An 18,135-nucleotide genomic window follows, 5' to 3' on the forward strand; every position below is an offset into this window, starting at 1 on the left:
TCTCCGCCCCCGCGGGCGGCGCCCGGGCCGGGCCCGCGGGGGGGGCCCCCGGGGCGGGACCGGCCGTGTGCTGTCGCGGTCAGCCGGCCGCCCGACTCAGCGGCCGGCTGCCGGCCTGCGCTGCCGCCTCAGCGGCCTCAGCGGTCGAAGTAGTCCGGCTGCGTCTGGACGTTCAGCTCGTCCGTCCGCACCCGCTTCGCCGGATCGGTCCGCCGGTCGTCGATCTTCAGGACGTCGAAGCCCTTGGCGATGTCGTTGGAGTAGATGTAGCCGTTGTAGTAGTACGCCGACCACGGGCCGGCCGTGGTGACCGCGTCGGTGCTGACGGGGCCGCGCTCGAAGAAGCCGATCTCCTGGGGGTGGGAGGAGTCGGTGAAGTCCCACACCGATACGCCGCCCTGGTACCAGGCCTGGACCATCAGGTCGCGGCCCTTGACCGGGATGATCGAACCGTTGTGGGCGACACAGACCTCGGTGTCGGCCTGCGGGCGGTCGATCTTGAAGTAGCTGCGGAAGACGAGCTTGCGGTTCTCGCCCCTGCCGACGATGTCGTAGATGCCGTCGGCGCCGCGCTTCGGGCCGACCTCCTCGTTGCAGGTGGCCGCGCCGCCGCCGCCGAGCTCATCGGTGAAGACGACCTTGTCGGCCCGCTGGTTGAACGTCGCGGAGTGCCAGAACGCGAAGTTCACGTTGTCCTGCACCCGGTCGATGATCTTCGGGTTCTCCGGGTCCTCGATGGAGAACAGCAGGCCGTCGCCCATGCAGGCGCCGGCCGCCAGGTCCTTGGACGGCAGCACGGTGATGTCGTGGCAGCCCGTGGTCTTGGAGACGCCCGGGTTGGTGGGAGCGCCCGGGTTGCCGCCGTCCGGGAAGAGGACCGGGAAGTTGACGATGCGGGCCTCTTCGGGCGCGTTGCGCGGCACCTTGATGACGGAGATCCCGTCGTGCGGCGGCTGGCAGTCGGGGAACGTCGTGTTCGGCGAGTACGAGGAGACGTACACGTAGACGTCTCTGCGCTCGGGAACCAGCGTGTGGGTGTGCGATCCGCACGCGGTCTCGACGGCGGCGACGTACTTCGGGTTGCGCTTGTCGCTGATGTCGAAGATCTTCATGCCCTCCCAGGAGGACTTCTCCGTGGCGGGCTGGGTGGTGCTGCTGCACGAGTTGTCGCTGCGCGAGGAGTCCGTGGACAGGAACAGCAGGTTCCCGGAGACGGAGATGTCGTTCTGCGATCCGGGACACAGGACCTGGGCGATCGTGCGGGGCACCTTCGGGTTGCTGATGTCGAAGATCCGGAAGCCGTCGTAGTTTCCGGCGAAGGCGTACTTGCCCTGGAAGGCCAGGTCCGTGTTCAGCCCCTGGAGCGCGTCCTTGGGGACATTGGCGAGGTGGGTGATGTTGCGGCTGTGGACGATCTCGTCCACGCCGGGTATCTCACCGCCGGCGATCGCAGCGGTCGCCTCCGCCTCCTGGCTGGCGGAGAGATCGGTTCGGCTCGCGGTCGCGTCCCCGGGGTCGGGTGTCGCGGCCGCGGGCCCGGCCATCAGCAGAGTGGCGAAGAGCCCGGCGGCGGCTGCCGCCACGCCCAGACGTCTGCGCCGCACCGGGGTGGTGTGCAACGAGGTCACTGCGTCCTCCCATGGATGTATATGTAGTTGGCCGGTTCACGGACTCCGGCAGTATCGTCCTTGCCATGGGCATCCCAACAGATGGCAACAGAGACGTAATGAAAGTTTTTGATCAAAGCTGTGCGTCGACGTGCTAGGACAGAGCGCAACCGTCCATGTGTCCACGGAGGTCGCTTTGTTGATTCGTCGTCAGGCCCAGCGGCTGCGCGGCATCGTCCTCGGCACGGCCGTCGCGGCAGCCGTGCTCACCTCGTCCGGATGTGACGCGGGCAGCGGCGACAGCGGCTCGAAGTCCGAGGCGCACCGAGCCGGTTCGGTGGTGGCACCCGGGAAGCCGGGCGAACCCGCACGGACGCTCTCCCCCTCACAGGCCGTCAAGGAGGCCGGGGTGGACAGCCCCAACTCGGCGGACGTCCGGTATGTGCAGCTCATGATCCAGCACCACGCCCAGGCACTGGAGCTGACCGGACTCGTGCCCGCCCGTTCCCGTTCGGCGACGGTCAAGAGGCTCGCCGAGCGCATCACCGCCGCCCAGCAGCCCGAGATCGGCGCGATGCAGGGGTGGCTGACCCGTCACGGCCGCTCCGGGCAGTCCGGCAAGCACGAGCACGGCGCGATGCCCGGCATGGCCACGGCCGGACAACTGCAGGAGCTCAAGTCCGCGAAGGGGACCGCGTTCGACCAGTTGTTCCTCAAGCTGATGATCACGCACCACCAGGGTGCGATCACCATGGCGACCGAGGTCCTCTCGGAGGGAAACAACGTGCAGGTCGAGGAGATGGCCGGCGATGTCGTGGCCCAGCAGACGACCGAGATCGACCGGATGCGCGCCCTCTCATCCTGAGGGGCGGGGACCCTGAGGGCGCCGGGCCGCTGAAGGACGCACTGCCCCCAGGAGGTCGGGGCGCGCCTCTCCCCCGCCGGGCCCACCGGTGCGATGCTGGAGGCACCCTCAAGGAAGAGGTGTGCCGTGCTCCGTGTCGCCGTCGTCGGCTCCGGCCCCAGCGGGATCTACACCGCCCAGGCCCTGGTGGCCCAGACCCTGGTGCCCGATGTGCGGGTGCATGTCCTGGACCGGCTGCCCTGTCCGTACGGACTGGTGCGGTACGGCGTCGCGCCGGATCACGAGAAGATCAAATCGCTCCAGCAGAGTCTGCGGACCGTCCTGGAGCACGAGCGCGTCACCTTCGTCGGCAATGTCGCCGTGGGCGGGGAGGGAGTACCGCCCGAGCGGCTGGGCGAGCTCTACGACGCGGTCGTCTACTGCGTCGGAGCGGCCACGGACCGCCCGCTGGGCATCCCCGGCGAGGAGCTGCCCGGCAGCCATTCGGCGACCGAGTTCGTCTCCTGGTACAGCGCCCACCCGGACACGGCCGAGGGTCTCTTCGCGCTGCGGGCGCGTTCGGCCGTCGTGATCGGGGTCGGCAACGTGGCGGTCGACGTAGCGCGGATCCTCGTACGGGGCGCCGACGAACTGCGCCCCACCGATGTGCCGCAGCCCGCACTCGGCGTGCTGGCCGGCAGCCGGGTGCGCGAGGTGCACATGGCGGGCAGGCGGGGCCCCTCCCAGGCCCGGTTCACCACCAAGGAGCTCCGCGAGCTCGGCTCGCTCCCCGGGGCCCGGATGGTCGTGGACCCGGCGGAGCTCGCCCTGGACCCGGCGTACGGGGACGCGGCGGCGGGCTCCGCGCCGCTGCCTGCGATCGTCCGGCGCAATCTCGACGTGCTGCGCGGCTGGGCCGGCGGTCCGCCGGGGACGGGTGACAGCCGCCCCAGGACCATCGGGCTGCGGTTCTTCCTGCGCCCGGTCGAACTGATGGAGCGGGCCGGCCGGGTGGCCGGTGTCCGGTTCGCGGGTACGGCCCCGGACGGAAACGGCGGGGTGCGCGACACGGGTGCGTACGAGGAGATCGGCGCCGAACTCGTCCTGCGAGCGGTCGGCTACCGGGGCATGCCGCTGACCGGGCTGCCGTTCGACGCGGTGCACGGCACGGTGCCGCACCGGGCCGGACGGGTGCTGCGGAACGGCGTGCCGTCGCCCGGGGAGTACGTGGCGGGGTGGATCAAGCGCGGTCCGACGGGTGTCATCGGGTCGAACCGTTCGTGCGCGAAGGAAACCGTGGCGTCGCTGATCGAGGACGCGCCGCTGCTGGCCGCGCGGCCGTCGGCCCAGGACCCCCTCGCCGTGCTGCGGTCGTGGGGGTTGCGGCCGGTGGAGTGGGACGGCTGGCTGGCGATCGAGCGCGCCGAGGCGGCGCTGGGGCGGTCGCTCGGCCGGGGGCCGGTGAAGATCCCGGACTGGCCGGGACTGCTGGACGCGGCACGCGGCGACGTACCGGGGTGATGGACGGGGTGATGGACGGGGCAATTGCGGGGCCGCCCGTCCGGCCCTGGGCGGTCAGTCCTCGCCGAGGCGGCCTGCCTGGAGGTTCGCCGCTTCCAGCACGCGGTCGAGCAGCCCGGGGAAGAGCGCCTCCAGATCCTCGCGCCGGAGCCCGTTCATCTTGGCGGTCCCGCGGTAGATCTGCTGGACGATGCCGCTCTCGCGGAGCACCCGGAAGTGGTGGGTGCTGGTGGACTTGGTCACCGGAAGGTCGAACCGCGAGCAGGTGAGCTCGTCGGCGGCGGCGGCCAGTTCGCGGACGATGCACAGCCGTACCGGGTCCGAGAGCGCGTGCAGGACCGACTCGAGCCTGATCTCGTCGCGCGCGGGGTGGGCCAGCGTACGAGCGCCGGCTGCCGGTCCGGTGGCGCTGGCAGGGGTCACGGTCGCTCCGCATCGTCGCTCGTCCGGGGCCTCCATGATACGAGACCTGTCGTAGTTGGAGCGCAATAGGACAGGATCTGGCCTGAAGAGTGGCTAGCGTGGTCCCGCTGCCGGGCACCGGCCCGGCCCCTCAAGGAGGCGCAGTCGGATGCCGGACCCCCAGGACACCCCTCACCTCCCGGACACCCCTGAGAACGCACGTCCCTTCGCGGGGGCCGCCGAGCTCGAATCATGGCTGGAGAAGCACCACACCGAACGGACCGGGATCTGGCTGAAGATCGCCAAGCGCCACTCCGGTGTCCAGTCGGTGAGCGCGGCCGAGGTCATCGACTCCGTACTCTGCTTCGGCTGGATCGACGGGCAGCGCAAGTCCTTCGACGAGGTGTACTACCTCCAGCGGATCACGCCCCGCCGGCGCCGGAGCCCCTGGTCGCTGATCAACGTGGAGAAGGTGGGTGCGCTCACCGAAGCGGGGCGGATGCGCGCGGCGGGTCTCGCCGAGGTCGAGCTGGCGCGGGCGGACGGGCGGTGGGAGTCCGCGTACCCCTCGCAGAGCAGGGCCACCGTCCCGGCCGATCTCGCCGCTGCCCTGGAGGCGAACGAGCCGGCGCGGCTCTTCTACGAGGGGCTCGGCAGATCGGACCGCTATCTGGTGCTCCTGCGTCTTATGACGGCCACGACCCCGGAGGTAAGGGCGGGCCGCCTCCAGAAGGCGGTGGCCTCTCTGGCGGCGGGCCGGAAGATCCGCTGACGCCCGGTCAGCCGCTCAGCAGCTCCGGGTCCTTGGCGAGCGAGGCGAGCCGGCCGGCCGGGTCGGCGACCAGCCTGCGCGTCGTCAGGTCGAGGACGCCCGCCACGCCCGTGATCTCGGCCGCCACCGTGCCGTCCTCCTTGAGGATCTGCTGGGCGACCGTGAACGTCTTGCCCTGCCCGTAGTCGAACCGGCAGGACACCCGCACCCGTTCGCCGCCCCGCAGCTCCTTGCGGAACCTGACCGTGACTTCCAGCGCGACGGGCCCCACTCCGTCGGCCAGCAGCTTCTCCTGGGGCAGTCCGGCGGCACGCAGCAGTTCCCAGCGCGCGTGCTCGGCGTACTGGAGGTAGACGGCCTGGTTGAGATGTCCCTGCGTATCGAGCTCGTAGCCCCGTACGGTCACGTCCACGAAAAAGGTCATGAACGTCGGAACAGCCGGCTCCATTCCCGCATTCCCCCGCCCGCCCCGCCCGTCAGTCGGTTGCCGTGGTGAGGTGCGGGAACCTCAGCTCCGTGCGGCTGGAGAAGACGTCGTCCGGGCGCAGGACGGTGGCGGGGTGGCCGGGGCGGTTGGGCGAGTCGGGCAGGTGCTGGGTCTCCAGGCAGACGGCGCTGTGCCGTGCGTGATGCCCTCCGTCGGGGGCGGACAGGGTGCCGTCCAGCTGGTTGGCGGTATAGACCTGGATGCCCGGTTCGGTGGTCCACACCTCCATGATCCGCTCCGCGCCGGGGGCGGTGAGCCGGGCGGCCCGGCGCAGGCCGCCCGGTGTCGCGGGCGCGTCGAGGACCCAGCAGTGGTCGAAGCCTCCGGCGCGGCGCAGTTGCTCGTCCGGGAGTGCGATGCGCTCCCCGATGCGGTGCGGGGCGGTGAGGTCGAACGGGGTGTCGCGCACCGCCGCGGCAGGGCCTTCCGGGATGCCCTCGTCGTCGACGGGCAGATAGCCGCCGGCGTCCACCTGGAGGGTGTGCCCGAGGATGTCGCCCTGCCCGGTGAGGTCGAAGTAGGCGTGGTTGGTGAGGTTGACGACGGTGGGGCGGTCGGTGGTGGCGGTGTAGTCGAGGGCCAGGGTGCCGGCCCGGTCGAGGGTGTACGTCACGGCGACGTCCAGCGCGCCGGGGAAGCCCATGTCGCCGTCGGGGCTGTGCAGGGTGAGCCGGAGCGTCGCGGCCGTGTCGGTGGCCGCGCCGGCGGCCTGCCAGTGGCGGGTGTGGAAGCCCTCGGGGCCGCCGTGCAGGGCGTGGCCCCGGTCGGTGGCCGGGATACGGTACGACGCTCCGTCGAGGATGAAGCGGCCGTGCGCGATGCGGTTGGCGAAGCGGCCGATGAGGGCGCCGAAGAAGGGATTCTTGCCCGCGTAGTCGTCGAGGGAGGCGAGCGACCGTACGACGGACGCGGGTGCTCCCCCGGTGTCCGGCACGGTGAGACGGTGGAGGATGCCGCCGTAGGTGAGGATCTCGGCCCGGACCCCGGTGCCGGAGTCGAGGGTCCAGAGGTCGACGTCCGTGTGCGCGTGGGCGCCGAACGGTGTGCGGGTCACGGTGGGGCGAGGCATCAGAGATCCTTGCGACGAACGGACGGCCCGGCGGGGCGAGGACGGCGGGCCTGGACAGGTGATCCTGCGGAAGGGGTGGCGTATCCCGGTCTACGCGGGGGGCCGGGGCACGGTGGACTCCCGGACGACGAGGCGGTAGCCGGGGCGGGGCCGCCGGGGTTCGGACACCGGGTCGCCCGAGAGGCGTTCGACGAGGCTGTCGACGGCGAGCCGGGCGATCGCCTCCTTGTCGGGGGCGACCGTGGTGAGCGTGGTGGCCCCGTAGAGGCTCTCCTCGATGTCGTCGAATCCGACGACGGCCACGTCCTCGGGGATGCGCAGCCCCCGTTCGGAGAGCGTGCGCATCGCCCCGATGGCGATGAGGTCGTTGTACGCGAACACGGCGTCGGGGCGTTCCCCGCGGTCCAGGAGGGCGGCCATGCCGGCGGCTCCGTCCTCACGGCCGTAACCGTCGGTGACCACGACGAGCGACTCGTCGGCCTCGATGCCCGCGGCGGCGAGCTCCTCGCGCCAGCCGCGCAGCCGCAGATGGGCCGGCTGGCGTTCGCGTCCGGTGCGCGAGCCGAGGAAGGCGATCCGGCGGTGCCCGTGGTCGATGAGGTGGCGCACGGCCTCGCGGGACGCGGCCACGTTGTCGATGGCGATGTGGTCGTACGGGGCCTCGTACTCGCGCTCGCCGAGCAGCACCAGGGGCGCGGTCTCGGTGCGGGCCATCAGATCCTCGGTCTCCAGGTGGATCGGGCTGAGGATGAGGCCGTCGATCACGTGGGACCGGAATCCCTGGCTGACCAGGAGTTCCTTCTCCCGCAGGCCGCCGGTGTGGTCGACCAGCACGGTGTAGTCGTGCCGGGCCGCCGCGTCGACGACCTCGCCGGCCAGCTCCGCGAAGTAGGGGTTGCCGAATTCGGGGACGGCGAGGGCGATGATGCCGGTGCGGCCCTTGCGCAGATGGCGTGCGGTGAGGTTCGGCCGGTAGCCGAGTTCGTCGATGGCCTGCTGGACCTTGGCGCGCATCTTCGGTGTGACGTGCTGATAGTTGTTCACCACGTTCGACACGGTCTTGATGGACACGCCCGCCCGTTGCGCAACGTCCTTGAGGCTGACGCCCACGACACTCCCTGGATCGACTTGTCGCGCTGGCGCGCGGTGGCCCGGCTCCGCCGGTTCGGCTGCAAACGGTGCCGGGGCGGCGGGCCCCGGCACCGGTTCAGGTGGTTCTGCGGCTGCGCGACAGGTACCGCTGGGCCACGACGACAACAATAAGGAACCCTCCGCTGACAACCGACTGGTAGGAGGAGTTCAGCGAGCCGATCTGGTTGATCAGATTCTGGATGACGGCCAGCAGCAGGACGCCCCAGAGCGTGCCGCTGATCGATCCGGCACCGCCGATCAGAAGGGTGCCGCCGATGACGACGGCGGAGATCGCGTCGAGCTCCATGCCCACGCCGACGATGGTCACGCCGGAGGAGAGCCTGGCGGCGCTGAGCGCACCGGCGAGTCCGGCCAGCAGCCCGCTGAGCGTGTAGACGAGGATCTTGGTACGTGCGACGGGCAGGCCCATCAGCGTGGCCGCGTCACTGCTGCCGCCGACCGCGAAGAGCGTCTGGCCGAACGAGGTGCGCTGGAGGACCAGTCCGCCGGTGCCGAACAGCACGAGGGCGATCAGGATCGGGTAGCCGAAGCCCCATACGCTGCCCTGTCCGAGTTCGGCGAAGGCGGATCCCTTGGGGACCAGATAGGTGGTGGCGCCCTCGTCGGTGAACGCGAGGAGCAGACCGCGCGCCCCCAGCAAGGTGGCGAGCGTGACGATGAACGGCGCCATCCCCGCGCGGGCCACCAGGAACCCATTGAGCAGTCCGATCGCACCGCACACCACGAGCGGGACGAACAGAGCGGCGAGAAAGCCCCATTGGGAGGCCCATGCGGCGAGCACACCGCCCAGGGCGAAGACGGATCCGACGGACAGGTCGATGCCACCGGTGATGATGACCATGGTCATGCCGAGGGCGACCACGGCGAGGAACGACGCCTGGACACTCACGCCGCGGGCGTTGTCCAGGGTGGCGAACGTCGGGTAGATGAAGGAAGCGACGATCACGACGGTGAGCAGGACGGCGAGGACGCCCTGGCGCTGGAGGAGTTCGGCGATGCGCTGCCCGCCCGCGGGGCGGGGTGTGCCGCCGCCGGCGGCAGCCGGCGGTGTCTTGCGCGGGACCTGGGCCACGGGGGCAGGTGAGGTTTGGTTCATCGGGACCGACGCTCCCGGGCGACGTAGACGGCGGCGATGATGATGGCCGCCTGGGCGATCTGTGCGGTGGAGTCGGGCAGGTCGTGCTTGACGAGGGTGGCGCGCAGCAGCTGCATCAGCAGGGCGCCGGCGACCGTGCCGAGCACCCGGACGGAGCCGCCGCTCAGCGGGGTGCCGCCGACGACGACCGCCGTGATGGCGGAGAGTTCCATGAGGGTGCCGAGCGAGGACGGGTCGCTGGCGGTGAGCCTGGCCGTGGCGAGGATGCCGGCCAGGGCGGCCAGGACGCCGCAGAGCACGTACACACCGATGAGGACGCGCCGTACGGGAAGTCCGGCGAGGGCGGCCGCCGGGCGGTTGCCGCCGATGGCGACGACCTGGCGGCCGAAGGTGGTGCGCTGGACGAGGAAGGCGACGGCGGCCGCGAGGACGCCCGCGATGAGCACGACCAGCGGGATCCCGAGGAAGGAACCGGTGCCGAGCGACAGCAGGTCGGGGTTGACGATCTGCTTGAGCTGACCGTCCGCCAGGACCAGGGCCAGTCCCCGGCCGCCGACGAACAGGGCGAGGGTGGCGACGATGGGCTGCAGCCCGACGAGCGAGACCAGTGAGCCGTTGACCGCTCCGACGACCGCGCCGGCCAGCAGCGCCAGGGCGAGGGCGGGCACCAGCCCGTACCCGAGGTACAGCGGCAGGAGGGCGGTTGCCAGCGCCATGGTGGAGCCGACGGAGAGATCGACGCCCTCGGTGCCGATGACGAGCGCCATTCCGAGGGCGACGATGACGATGGGGGCGACCTGCACGAGCTGGGTGCGGAGGTTGTCCGCGGTCATGAAGTGCTCGGTGAACAGGGCGTTGAAGAGAAGGACGACCGCGACGGCGAGATAGACGCCGTATTCCTGGTACCAGGCGGGGTCGCGGAGCCGTGCCAGTGGGCGGGTCGCGGGGGTGGAGAGTGCGGCCTGGGTCATCGGGGGTCCTCCTTGGCGGCAGGGGTGTTTCCCGCGGGCGCCGGTGAGTGGTCGGCGAGCACTTCGAGCAGATGGCTCTCGGCCACCTCGTCGCCCGACAGTTCGCCCGCGACCGCGCCGCCGCGCAGGACGACAATGCGGTCGGCGCCCTCGATGAGTTCTTCGATGTCGGAGGAGATGAGCAGGACGGCGAGGCCCTCGCGGGCGAGGTCGTCGATGAGGCTCTGCACCTCGGCCTTGGCGCCGACGTCGATGCCGCGGGTGGGTTCGTCGAGCAGCAGGACCTTGGGCTCCAGGCAGAGCCAGCGGGCCAGCAGGACCTTCTGCTGGTTTCCGCCGGAGAGCTCGCCGACCTTCTGTTCGGGGCTCGCGGCCTTGATCCGCAGCCGCTTCATGAAGATGTCGACGATGCGGTCCTGCTTGGCGCGGGAGACGATGCCGGCACGGGACAGACGGGGCATCGCGGCCAGCACGATGTTCTCGCGGACGGAGAGGCCGGGCACGATGCCTTCGGCCTTGCGGTCCTCGGGCAGCAGGCTGATGCCGGCCCGGATGGCGCCGGCCGAGGTGAGGCGGCGCAGGGTGCGTCCGCCGATGCTCAGTGCGCCGGAGTCCAGGGCGAGCGCGCCGGCCAGGGCCTTCGCGGTCTCGCTGCGGCCGGAGCCGAGGAGCCCGCCGAGACCCAGCACCTCTCCCGCGTACAGCGACAGGGATATGTCGTGGAGCTGGTGGTCGCGAGAGAGGCCGGTCGCGGTGAGTACGGGCGTACGGGAGGCGTCGTGGCCCTCGGAACCGAAGCTGGTGACACCGTCGCGGCGCACCTCGGCCAGGTCGCGGCCGAGCATCATGGAGACGAGTTGCATGCGGTCGAGGCCCGCGAGGTCCCCGGTGTGGATGTGCCGGCCGTCGCGGAGCACGGTGACGCGGTCGCAGATCCGGTAGAGCTCGTCCATGCGGTGGCTGACGTAGAGCACGGCGATGCCGCGTGCGCGCAGGTCCCCGATGACGCGGAAGAGGGTCTCGACCTCGCGCGGCTCCAGCGAGGAGGTGGGCTCGTCCATGATGACGACCTGGGCGTTGACCGAGACGGCCCGGGCCAGCGCGACCATCTGCTGGGTGCCGATGCCCAGGGTGTGCAGGGGCCGCTTCGGGTCGACGCGTACGCCGAAGCCGTCGAGGAGTCCGGTCGTCTCGCGGTGCATCCGGGCGAAGTCGACCAGGCCGAAACGGTTCTTGGGTTCACGGCCGAGGAAGATGTTGCGCGCCACGCTCATCAGCGGGACGAGGTTCACCTCCTGGTAGATCGTGGAGATGCCGGCCTGCTGTGCCTCGAACGGCCGGGCGAACGCGATCGGCCGACCGGCCAGCCGCAGTTCGCCCCCGTCGGGCCGGTAGACGCCGGTCAGCACCTTGATCAGGGTGGACTTTCCGGCCCCGTTCTCCCCGACGAGTGCGTGGGTCTCCCCGGCGCGCAGGGAGAAGGAGACGTCGTCGAGGGCGACGACGCCCGGGAAGCGCTTGCTCACCGAGCGGGCTTCCAGGACGGCCGCGGCCGGTGCGGATGCCTCCTGGGCGGGGGCCGGCTGCGGTACTGCTTCAGGTGGTGCCATGACTGTTCTTGGCCTTCCGCTCTTCCAAGGGTGCGGGCCCGGGGGCCGCCGTGACCTTCTGGCAGGGCCACGGCGGCCGGGCGGTGGGAACTCGGGCTGTCAGAACGCGCCGCCGAGTGACGCCTTGGCGTTGGACTCGTCGTAGGCGCGGTCGGTGATGATGACGTTCTCGGGGATCTCCTCGCCGCCGTAGAACTTCTGGGCGGTCGCGAAGGCCAGCGGGCCGAAGCGCGGGTTCGACTCGATGACGGCGTTGTACTCGCCGTTGACCAGGGCCTGTACGGCGTTACGGGTACCGTCGATGGAGACGATCTTGACGTCCTTGCCGGGCTTCTTCCCGGCGGCCTTGAGCGCGGTGACGGCACCGAGGCCCATCTCGTCGTTCTCCGCGTAGACGGCGGTGATGTCGGGCTTGGACTGGATGAGCTGCTCCATGACCTGCTGGCCCTTGTCACGGGCGAACTCACCGGTCTGCTGGGCGACGATCTCCAGGCCCGGGGCCTCGGCCTTGAGCTGGTCGACGAAGCCCTTGGTGCGGTCGGTGGTGACGTTGTTGCCCGAGGCGCCGAGGAGGATGGCGACCTTGCCCTTGCCACCCGTCACCTTGATCATCGCGTCCGCCGCACGCTTGCCCTGCTCCACGAAGTCGGAGCCGAGGAACGCCACATAGTCCTTGCAGGCGGAGGCGTTGACCTTGCGGTCGATGGTGAGGACGGGGACCTTCTTGTCGGCGGCGGCCTTCAGGGCCGGCTCCAGGCCGTCGGAGTTCAGCGGGGCGACGATGAGGAACTGGGCCCCCTGGGACAGCATGTCCTGGATGTCGCTGATCTGCTTGGACAGCTGCGACTGCGCGTTGGTGGTGAGCAGCTTCTTGACGCCGGCCTTCTTGGCCTCGTCCTTGATGGACTGGGTCTCAGCGATCCGGAAGGGGTTGGCTTCCTTCTCCGACTGGGAGAATCCGACCACGGCGTCCTTCAGGTCCAGCTTCGGCGCGCCGTAGGTCTGCAGCGAGCAGCCCGAACCGGAGGAGGATTCGGGGGTCTTGGCCGCCTGCGCGCCCTGGCTGCTGTCGGTGGTGGCGGTGTCCGAGGTCTCCGACTTGGAGCAGCCGGAGGCGGCCAGCGTGGCGGTGGCGGCGAGGAGGCAGGCCACGGCGAGGGTACGGGTTCGACGCTGGATCATCATGCGCGGGAGCTCCTTGGCGGATTGACGGCACGCCGATGGGCGTGCGGTCGGGCATGGCTGGACGAGGCATCGGCTGCCGCTCGGTGGCTGGTGTCGCCGCATTCCTCACGGGCCCGCCGGCTGGAAGAACTGCGGTCGTGAGATTCTGCGCGGCCTCTCGGCGGCTCGATTTACAACGTTATACAGGCGCCTCGACACGGGCGGCAAGAGTCCGGTCGATGTTTCCGGAACGCGCTCGGAGTCGCCCGGCACCGGCGGGTGACTCCCACTGCACCGGTTGCCGCCGCACCCCTGGACAGCAGCCCGGCGCCGTGCTGTCATACCGCCGGTACCCAATTTTCCAACGTTGCAAGCACGGTGTCGCGCAACCCTCCGATCGCGACGCCGTGCCCTGCCGTGCGCGTGTTCCGCATCCGCCCCGGGGCGGGCGGGCTTCATGGCAGGCCCCCGCAGTGAGACGTGCCGTTTCCGCGCCGGAGCCCCGCACGGCCGGCCGAGAGCAGGAGCCCTCCATGCCCCTGAACCGCAGACAACTGATGACCGGTGCGCTGGCCACCGTCGCCGCCACCACGGCCGCGTCCGGCCGCTGGGCCACCACCGCCACGGCGGCCGCCCACCGGGCGAAGCCGGCTCACGGCGGCCACTACGCGCCCAACGCCGCACCGCTGCACCCGACCGCGTTCCTGAAGCTCCCACCCGGCCAGGTCACCGCTCGCGGCTGGCTTGCCGGACAGCTGCAGCTCCAGCTGGACGGACTGTGCGGCCGCTACGAGGAGTTCTCGCACTTCCTCGACTTCACCGCCACCGGCTGGGTCCGCCCGGAGCTGGGCGGCTGGGAGGAAGTCCCGTACTGGCTGCGCGGATACACCGACCTCGCGATCGTGACCGGTGACGCCAAGGCCCTGGCCGCCGTCCGCCGCTGGTTCGACGCGATCCTCGCCACCCAGCAGCCCGACGGCTTCTTCGGCCCGAAGCCGCTGCGTACGTCCCTGAACGGCGGCCCGGACTTCTGGCCCTTCCTGCCCCTGGTACAGGCCCTGCGCTCATGGCAGGAGTACTCCGGCGACACCCGTGTCATCCCCTTCCTCAGCCGGTTCTTCCGCTACATGAACGCCCAGGGTCCCGGCGCGTTCAACACCAGCTGGATCGCGCTGCGCTGGGGCGACGGCCTGGACAGCGTCTTCTGGCTCTACAACCGCACCGGCGACGCCTTCCTGCTGGACCTCGCCGACAAGATCCACGCGAACGGCGCCGACTGGGGCGACAACCTGGTCAACCCGCACAACGTCAACATCGCGCAGGGCTTCCGCGAGCCGGCCCAGTACGCGCTGCGCAGCGGTTCGGCCGAGGACACCCGGAACACGTACGGGACATACGGCAAGGCGATGGACCAGTACGGCCAGTTCCCCGGCGGCGGCTTCGCCGGGGACGAGAACGCCCGCCCCGGACACGGCGACCCCCGCCAGGGCTTCGAGACGTGCGGAATCGTCGAGTTCATGGCCAGCCACCAGTTGCTCACCCGGATCACCGGGGACCCGCTGTGGGCCGACCGCTGCGAGGAGCTGGCGTTCAACTCGCTGCCCGCCTCGCTCGACCCGTCCGGCAGGGCGGTCCACTACATCACCAGCGCCAACAGCGTCGATCTGGACAACGCCCCCAAGCGGGAACGCCAGTTCCAGAACGGCTTCGCCATGCAGGCGTTCCTGCCCGGCGTCGACCAGTACCGCTGCTGCCCGCACAACTACGGCATGGGCTGGCCCTACTTCGTCGAGGAGCTGTGGCTCGCCACCCCGGACGGGGGTCTCGCCGCCGCCATGTACGCGAGTTGCGAGGTCACCGCGAAGGTCTCGGACGGCACCGAGGTCACCTTCACCGAGGAGACCGGCTACCCGTTCAAGGACACGGTCACCCTCACCCTGAGTGCGCCGAAACGCCTGGACTTCCCGCTGGTGCTGCGCGTACCCGCATGGTGCGACAGCCCGCGGATCGCGGTCAACGGCCATCCGGTCGAGGCACCCGCCGGACCGGCCTTCACCCGCGTCGACCGCACGTGGGCGGACGGCGACAAGGTGACTCTCCGCTTCCCGCAGAAGACCACCGTCCGCACCTGGGAGCACAACCACGGGGCCGTGAGCGTGGACCGCGGCCCGCTCACGTACTCCCTGCGGATCGGCGAGGAGTACGAGCGCATCGGCGGCACCGATCAGTTCCCGGAGTACGCGGTGCACGCCACGGGTCCGTGGAACTACGGGCTGGTCCTCGACGGCCGGAAGCCCGCCGCCTCGCTGCGCCACCACACGGTCCGCCGCCTCGAGAGCGCCAACCCGTTCACGCTCGACGGCACCCCGCTGACCATGACCGCCAAGGCCCGCCGGATCCCCGAATGGACGGCGGACGACGAGCATGTCGTCGCACCGCTGCAGGACGGCCCGGCCGGGAGCAGCCAGCCGGTGGAGGAGATCACGCTCGTCCCCATGGGGGCGGCGCGGCTGCGCGTCACCGCCTTCCCCACCGCCGATCCGGGCGCGGAGCCATGGCTCGCCGACCGCTGGTACCGGGTCCGTAACCGGCACTCCGGCAAGGTCCTCGGCGTGGACAACATGTCCACGGCCAACAGCGCCCACGTCGTCCAGTTCGGTGACACGGGAACCGACGACCACGACTGGCGGCTGGTCGCCGAGGGCGACGGCTGGTACCGCATTCGCAACCGCCACTCCGGCAAGGTCCTCGGCGTCGACAACATGTCCACCGCCGACAGCGCCCACGTCGTCCAGTTCGACGACAACGGCACCGACGACCACCTCTGGCAACTCGTCCCCGACGGCGACGGCTGGTACCGCATCCGCAACCGCCACTCCGGCAAGGTCCTCGGCGTCGACAACATGTCCACCGCCGACAGCGCCCACGTCGTCCAGTTCGACGACAACGGCACCGACGACCACCTCTGGCAACTCGTCTGAACCCGGCTGTTCACACGCCGTCCCGCACCGCTCCCCGCGCCACCCGGCGCGGGGAGTTTCCCGTACCGGGTCCGAACAGAACGAAGGAGACACATCGATGAGCCGTTTACGTGTGCCGGGCCGAAGGCCGTGGTGGAGACGGGCGATCGCCACCACCGGACTGCTGGCGCTGGTGTCCACCGCGCTGACCGGGATCGGTTCGGCTCCGGCCGGCGCCGCGTCCTGGGCCCCCAAGCCCTCCCCCATGACGACGCCGTGGACCGGACAGGTCCCGGTCGACAAGCCGCTGCCGGAGTACCCGCGCCCGCAGCTGACGCGGCCCGACTGGGCCAACCTCAACGGCATCTGGGACTTCGCGGTGACCGGCCGGGACGCCGGGCAGCCGGCCTCGTTCCCCGATCAGATCCGGGTTCCGTTCGTCGCGGAGTCCACGCTCTCGGGAATCCAGCGGAAGATCACCGAGAACGACAAGCTCTGGTACAAGCGCGCCTTCACCGTGCCCACCGACTGGAACGGCCGCCGGGTCGAGCTCAACTTCGGCGCGTCCGACTGGCAGACCACGGTATGGGTCAACGGCGTCCAGGTGGGTGCCCACAAGGGCGGCTTCGACTCGTTCGCGTACGACATCACTCCGCAGCTCAACGGGGGTACGAACACCGTCGTGGTCTCCGTGTACGACCCGACGCAGACCGGCGGCCAGGCGGTCGGCAAGCAGCGCATCAACGAGGTGCAGCCCCACAGCGGCGGCGGCATCTTCTACACCGCGGCCTCCGGCATCTGGCAGACCGTCTGGCTGGAGCCGGTCGCGACCGCCCACATCACCCGCCTGGACATGACGCCGAACCTCGGTGACAGCACGCTGCGCGTGAAGGTGCAGGGCGCCTCCGCGGCCGGGCGGAGCGCCCGGGTCACGGTCTCCAGCGGCGGGAGCGTCGTCGGCACGGCCACCGGGACCATCGGCTCCGAGATCTCCGTACCGGTTCCGAGCGCTCACCTGTGGAGTCCGGACGATCCGTTCCTGTACGACGTGAAGGCGGAACTGCTCGACGGACCCGCGGTCACCGACGCGGTCGGCAGCTACGCCGGCATGCGCTCGATCGCCGTGGCGAAGGTCGACAACATCCTGCGCCCGGTCCTGAACGGGAAGTTCGTGTTCCAGACCGGCACCCTGGACCAGGGCTACTGGCCGGACGGCATCTACACCGCGCCGACCGACGCCGCCCTGAAGTCGGATCTCCAGGCGCACAAGGACCTCGGCTTCAACATGGTTCGCAAGCACATCAAGGTCGAGCCGCAGCGCTGGTTCTACTGGGCGGACAAGCTGGGCCTGCTGGTCTGGCAGGACATGCCCGCCATGGACACCGGCAAGACGCCCAGCACGGCGGCCCGCACCCAGTGGGAGGCCGAGTACCACGCGGTCATCGACCAGCACCGCAGCTCGCCCTCACTGGTGATGTGGGTCGACGAGAACGAGGGCTGGGGGCAGTACGACCAGGCCAGGATCGCCGACGAGGTGAAGGCGTACGACCCGTCCCGGCTGGTGAACAACATGAGCGGGGTCAACTGCTGCGGGTCGGTGGACGGCGGGAACGGGGACGTGATCGACAACCACATCTACGTCGGCCCCGGCAACACCGCCCCGACCTCGACCCGGGCGGCCGTCCTCGGCGAGTTCGGCGGCCTCGGCTACAAGGTGCCGGGGCACGAGTGGTTCCCCGGCGGGGGTTTCAGTTACGAGGACCAGGCGAGCGTCTCCGCGCTGAACAACCGGTTCGTCGGGCTGCTCGACAGCATCCGCGTCGGCCAGCTGCCCGCGGGCCTCTCCGCCTCCGTCTACACCGAGATCACGGATGTGGAGAACGAGGCGAACGGGCTGCTCACCTACGACCGCCAGGTCGTCAAGGTGGACGCGGCACGGGTGAAGGCCGCGAACCAGGCCCTCATCAACGCCTCGCGGAACCCGGCCCCGCCGGTGACCCTGCCCACCGGCCAGTACAAGTCGCTGCGGGTCACCACCCCCGGCTACACCGACAAGTACCTCCGCCACCAGGACGCGCTCGCCTTCACCGCGGTCGTCGGCAGCACGAGCAGCGCGCTACTCAAGAGCGACGCCACGTGGAAGATCGTCACCGGTCTCGCCAACAGCAACTGCTACTCGCTGGAGTCGCGCAACTATCCGGGCGAGTACCTGCGGCACCGGGACTTCCGGGTCCGGCGCGACGCGAACGACGGCTCGGCCCTGTTCAAGGCCGACGCCACGTGGTGCACGGTCTCCGGTACGGGAGGGGTCCGGCTGTCGAGCGTCAATCTGCCGGGCAGCTATCTGCGCCACATCGACTCGGAGGTGTGGCTGGCCACGCCGGGCGGTACGCACGCCTGGGACAACCCGGCCACGTTCACCGAGGACACCACCTGGGCGGTCCAGGCGCCCTGGGCGCCATGACCTGATCCCTGGGCGC

At 70.5% G+C, this 18,135-nt stretch carries 14 protein-coding genes; 5 read left to right on the forward strand and 9 right to left on the reverse strand.

Going from position 1 to position 18,135, the window contains the following annotated elements:
- Window positions 1-137: 137 nt before the first annotated feature.
- Window positions 138-1,628 carry an LVIVD repeat-containing protein gene (locus ABTX18_RS32820; protein WP_352126457.1) on the reverse strand — a complete coding sequence of 497 codons (1,491 nt, stop codon included), beginning with the start codon at window positions 1,626-1,628 and terminating at the stop codon, window positions 138-140.
- Window positions 1,629-1,803: 175 nt separating this feature from the next.
- Here ABTX18_RS32820 and ABTX18_RS32825 point away from each other — a divergent pair, with 175 nt between their 5' ends.
- The gene (locus ABTX18_RS32825; RefSeq protein ID WP_352126458.1) at window positions 1,804-2,472 is read left to right on the forward strand and encodes a DUF305 domain-containing protein; all 669 of its coding nucleotides are present in this window, start codon (window positions 1,804-1,806) and stop codon (window positions 2,470-2,472) included.
- A gap of 126 nt (window positions 2,473-2,598) precedes the next feature.
- Window positions 2,599-3,972 carry an FAD-dependent oxidoreductase gene (locus ABTX18_RS32830; protein WP_352126459.1) on the forward strand — a complete coding sequence of 458 codons (1,374 nt, stop codon included), beginning with the start codon at window positions 2,599-2,601 and terminating at the stop codon, window positions 3,970-3,972.
- A 54-nt stretch (window positions 3,973-4,026) separates the two neighbouring features.
- Here the strand turns inward: ABTX18_RS32830 and ABTX18_RS32835 are convergent, their stop codons facing one another.
- On the reverse strand, window positions 4,027-4,395 hold the full coding sequence (locus tag ABTX18_RS32835; RefSeq protein WP_352126460.1) for an ArsR/SmtB family transcription factor: 369 nt from the start codon (window positions 4,393-4,395) through the stop codon (window positions 4,027-4,029).
- 148 nt (window positions 4,396-4,543) lie between these two features.
- Between ABTX18_RS32835 and ABTX18_RS32840 the strand changes: the two genes are divergently transcribed.
- A complete protein-coding gene (locus tag ABTX18_RS32840) occupies window positions 4,544-5,146 on the forward strand; it encodes a YdeI/OmpD-associated family protein (RefSeq protein ID WP_352126461.1) in 603 nt (200 codons plus the stop codon).
- Between the two features lie 7 nt (window positions 5,147-5,153).
- On the opposite strand, the gene ABTX18_RS32845 is transcribed toward ABTX18_RS32840, so the two are convergent.
- From ABTX18_RS32845 to ABTX18_RS32875, 7 genes are all read right to left on the reverse strand, one after another.
- Window positions 5,154-5,570, reverse strand: coding sequence for an acyl-CoA thioesterase (locus ABTX18_RS32845; RefSeq protein ID WP_352126462.1), 417 nt, complete (start codon window positions 5,568-5,570; stop codon window positions 5,154-5,156).
- Window positions 5,571-5,622: 52 nt separating this feature from the next.
- Window positions 5,623-6,702, reverse strand: coding sequence for an aldose epimerase family protein (locus ABTX18_RS32850; RefSeq protein WP_352126463.1), 1,080 nt, complete (start codon window positions 6,700-6,702; stop codon window positions 5,623-5,625).
- Window positions 6,703-6,792: 90 nt separating this feature from the next.
- A complete protein-coding gene (locus tag ABTX18_RS32855; protein ID WP_352126464.1) occupies window positions 6,793-7,812 on the reverse strand; it encodes a LacI family DNA-binding transcriptional regulator in 1,020 nt (339 codons plus the stop codon).
- A gap of 97 nt (window positions 7,813-7,909) precedes the next feature.
- Window positions 7,910-8,950, reverse strand: a complete 1,041-nt coding sequence (locus tag ABTX18_RS32860; protein WP_352126465.1) for an ABC transporter permease — start codon at window positions 8,948-8,950, stop codon at window positions 7,910-7,912.
- Window positions 8,947-9,921 (reverse strand): ABC transporter permease, encoded by a 975-nt coding sequence (locus tag ABTX18_RS32865; protein WP_352126466.1) that lies wholly within the window; start codon window positions 9,919-9,921, stop codon window positions 8,947-8,949. The genes ABTX18_RS32860 and ABTX18_RS32865 overlap by 4 nt, the downstream gene beginning before the upstream one ends.
- The gene (locus tag ABTX18_RS32870) at window positions 9,918-11,531 is read right to left on the reverse strand and encodes a sugar ABC transporter ATP-binding protein (RefSeq protein ID WP_352126467.1); all 1,614 of its coding nucleotides are present in this window, start codon (window positions 11,529-11,531) and stop codon (window positions 9,918-9,920) included. The genes ABTX18_RS32865 and ABTX18_RS32870 overlap by 4 nt, the downstream gene beginning before the upstream one ends.
- A 99-nt stretch (window positions 11,532-11,630) precedes the next feature.
- Window positions 11,631-12,716, reverse strand: coding sequence for an ABC transporter substrate-binding protein (locus ABTX18_RS32875; RefSeq protein WP_352126468.1), 1,086 nt, complete (start codon window positions 12,714-12,716; stop codon window positions 11,631-11,633).
- Window positions 12,717-13,228: 512 nt separating this feature from the next.
- Here ABTX18_RS32875 and ABTX18_RS32880 point away from each other — a divergent pair.
- Together ABTX18_RS32880 and ABTX18_RS32885 are read left to right on the forward strand one after the other, a co-directional pair.
- On the forward strand, window positions 13,229-15,676 hold the full coding sequence (locus tag ABTX18_RS32880; RefSeq protein WP_352126469.1) for an RICIN domain-containing protein: 2,448 nt from the start codon (window positions 13,229-13,231) through the stop codon (window positions 15,674-15,676).
- 172 nt (window positions 15,677-15,848) lie between these two features.
- On the forward strand, window positions 15,849-18,119 hold the full coding sequence (locus ABTX18_RS32885; protein ID WP_352126576.1) for an AbfB domain-containing protein: 2,271 nt from the start codon (window positions 15,849-15,851) through the stop codon (window positions 18,117-18,119).
- Window positions 18,120-18,135: the final 16 nt, after the last annotated feature.

Source organism: Streptomyces sp. NPDC096323 (genome assembly GCF_040302845.1).
In the GTDB taxonomy this organism is placed as follows: Bacteria; Actinomycetota; Actinomycetes; order Streptomycetales; family Streptomycetaceae; genus Streptomyces.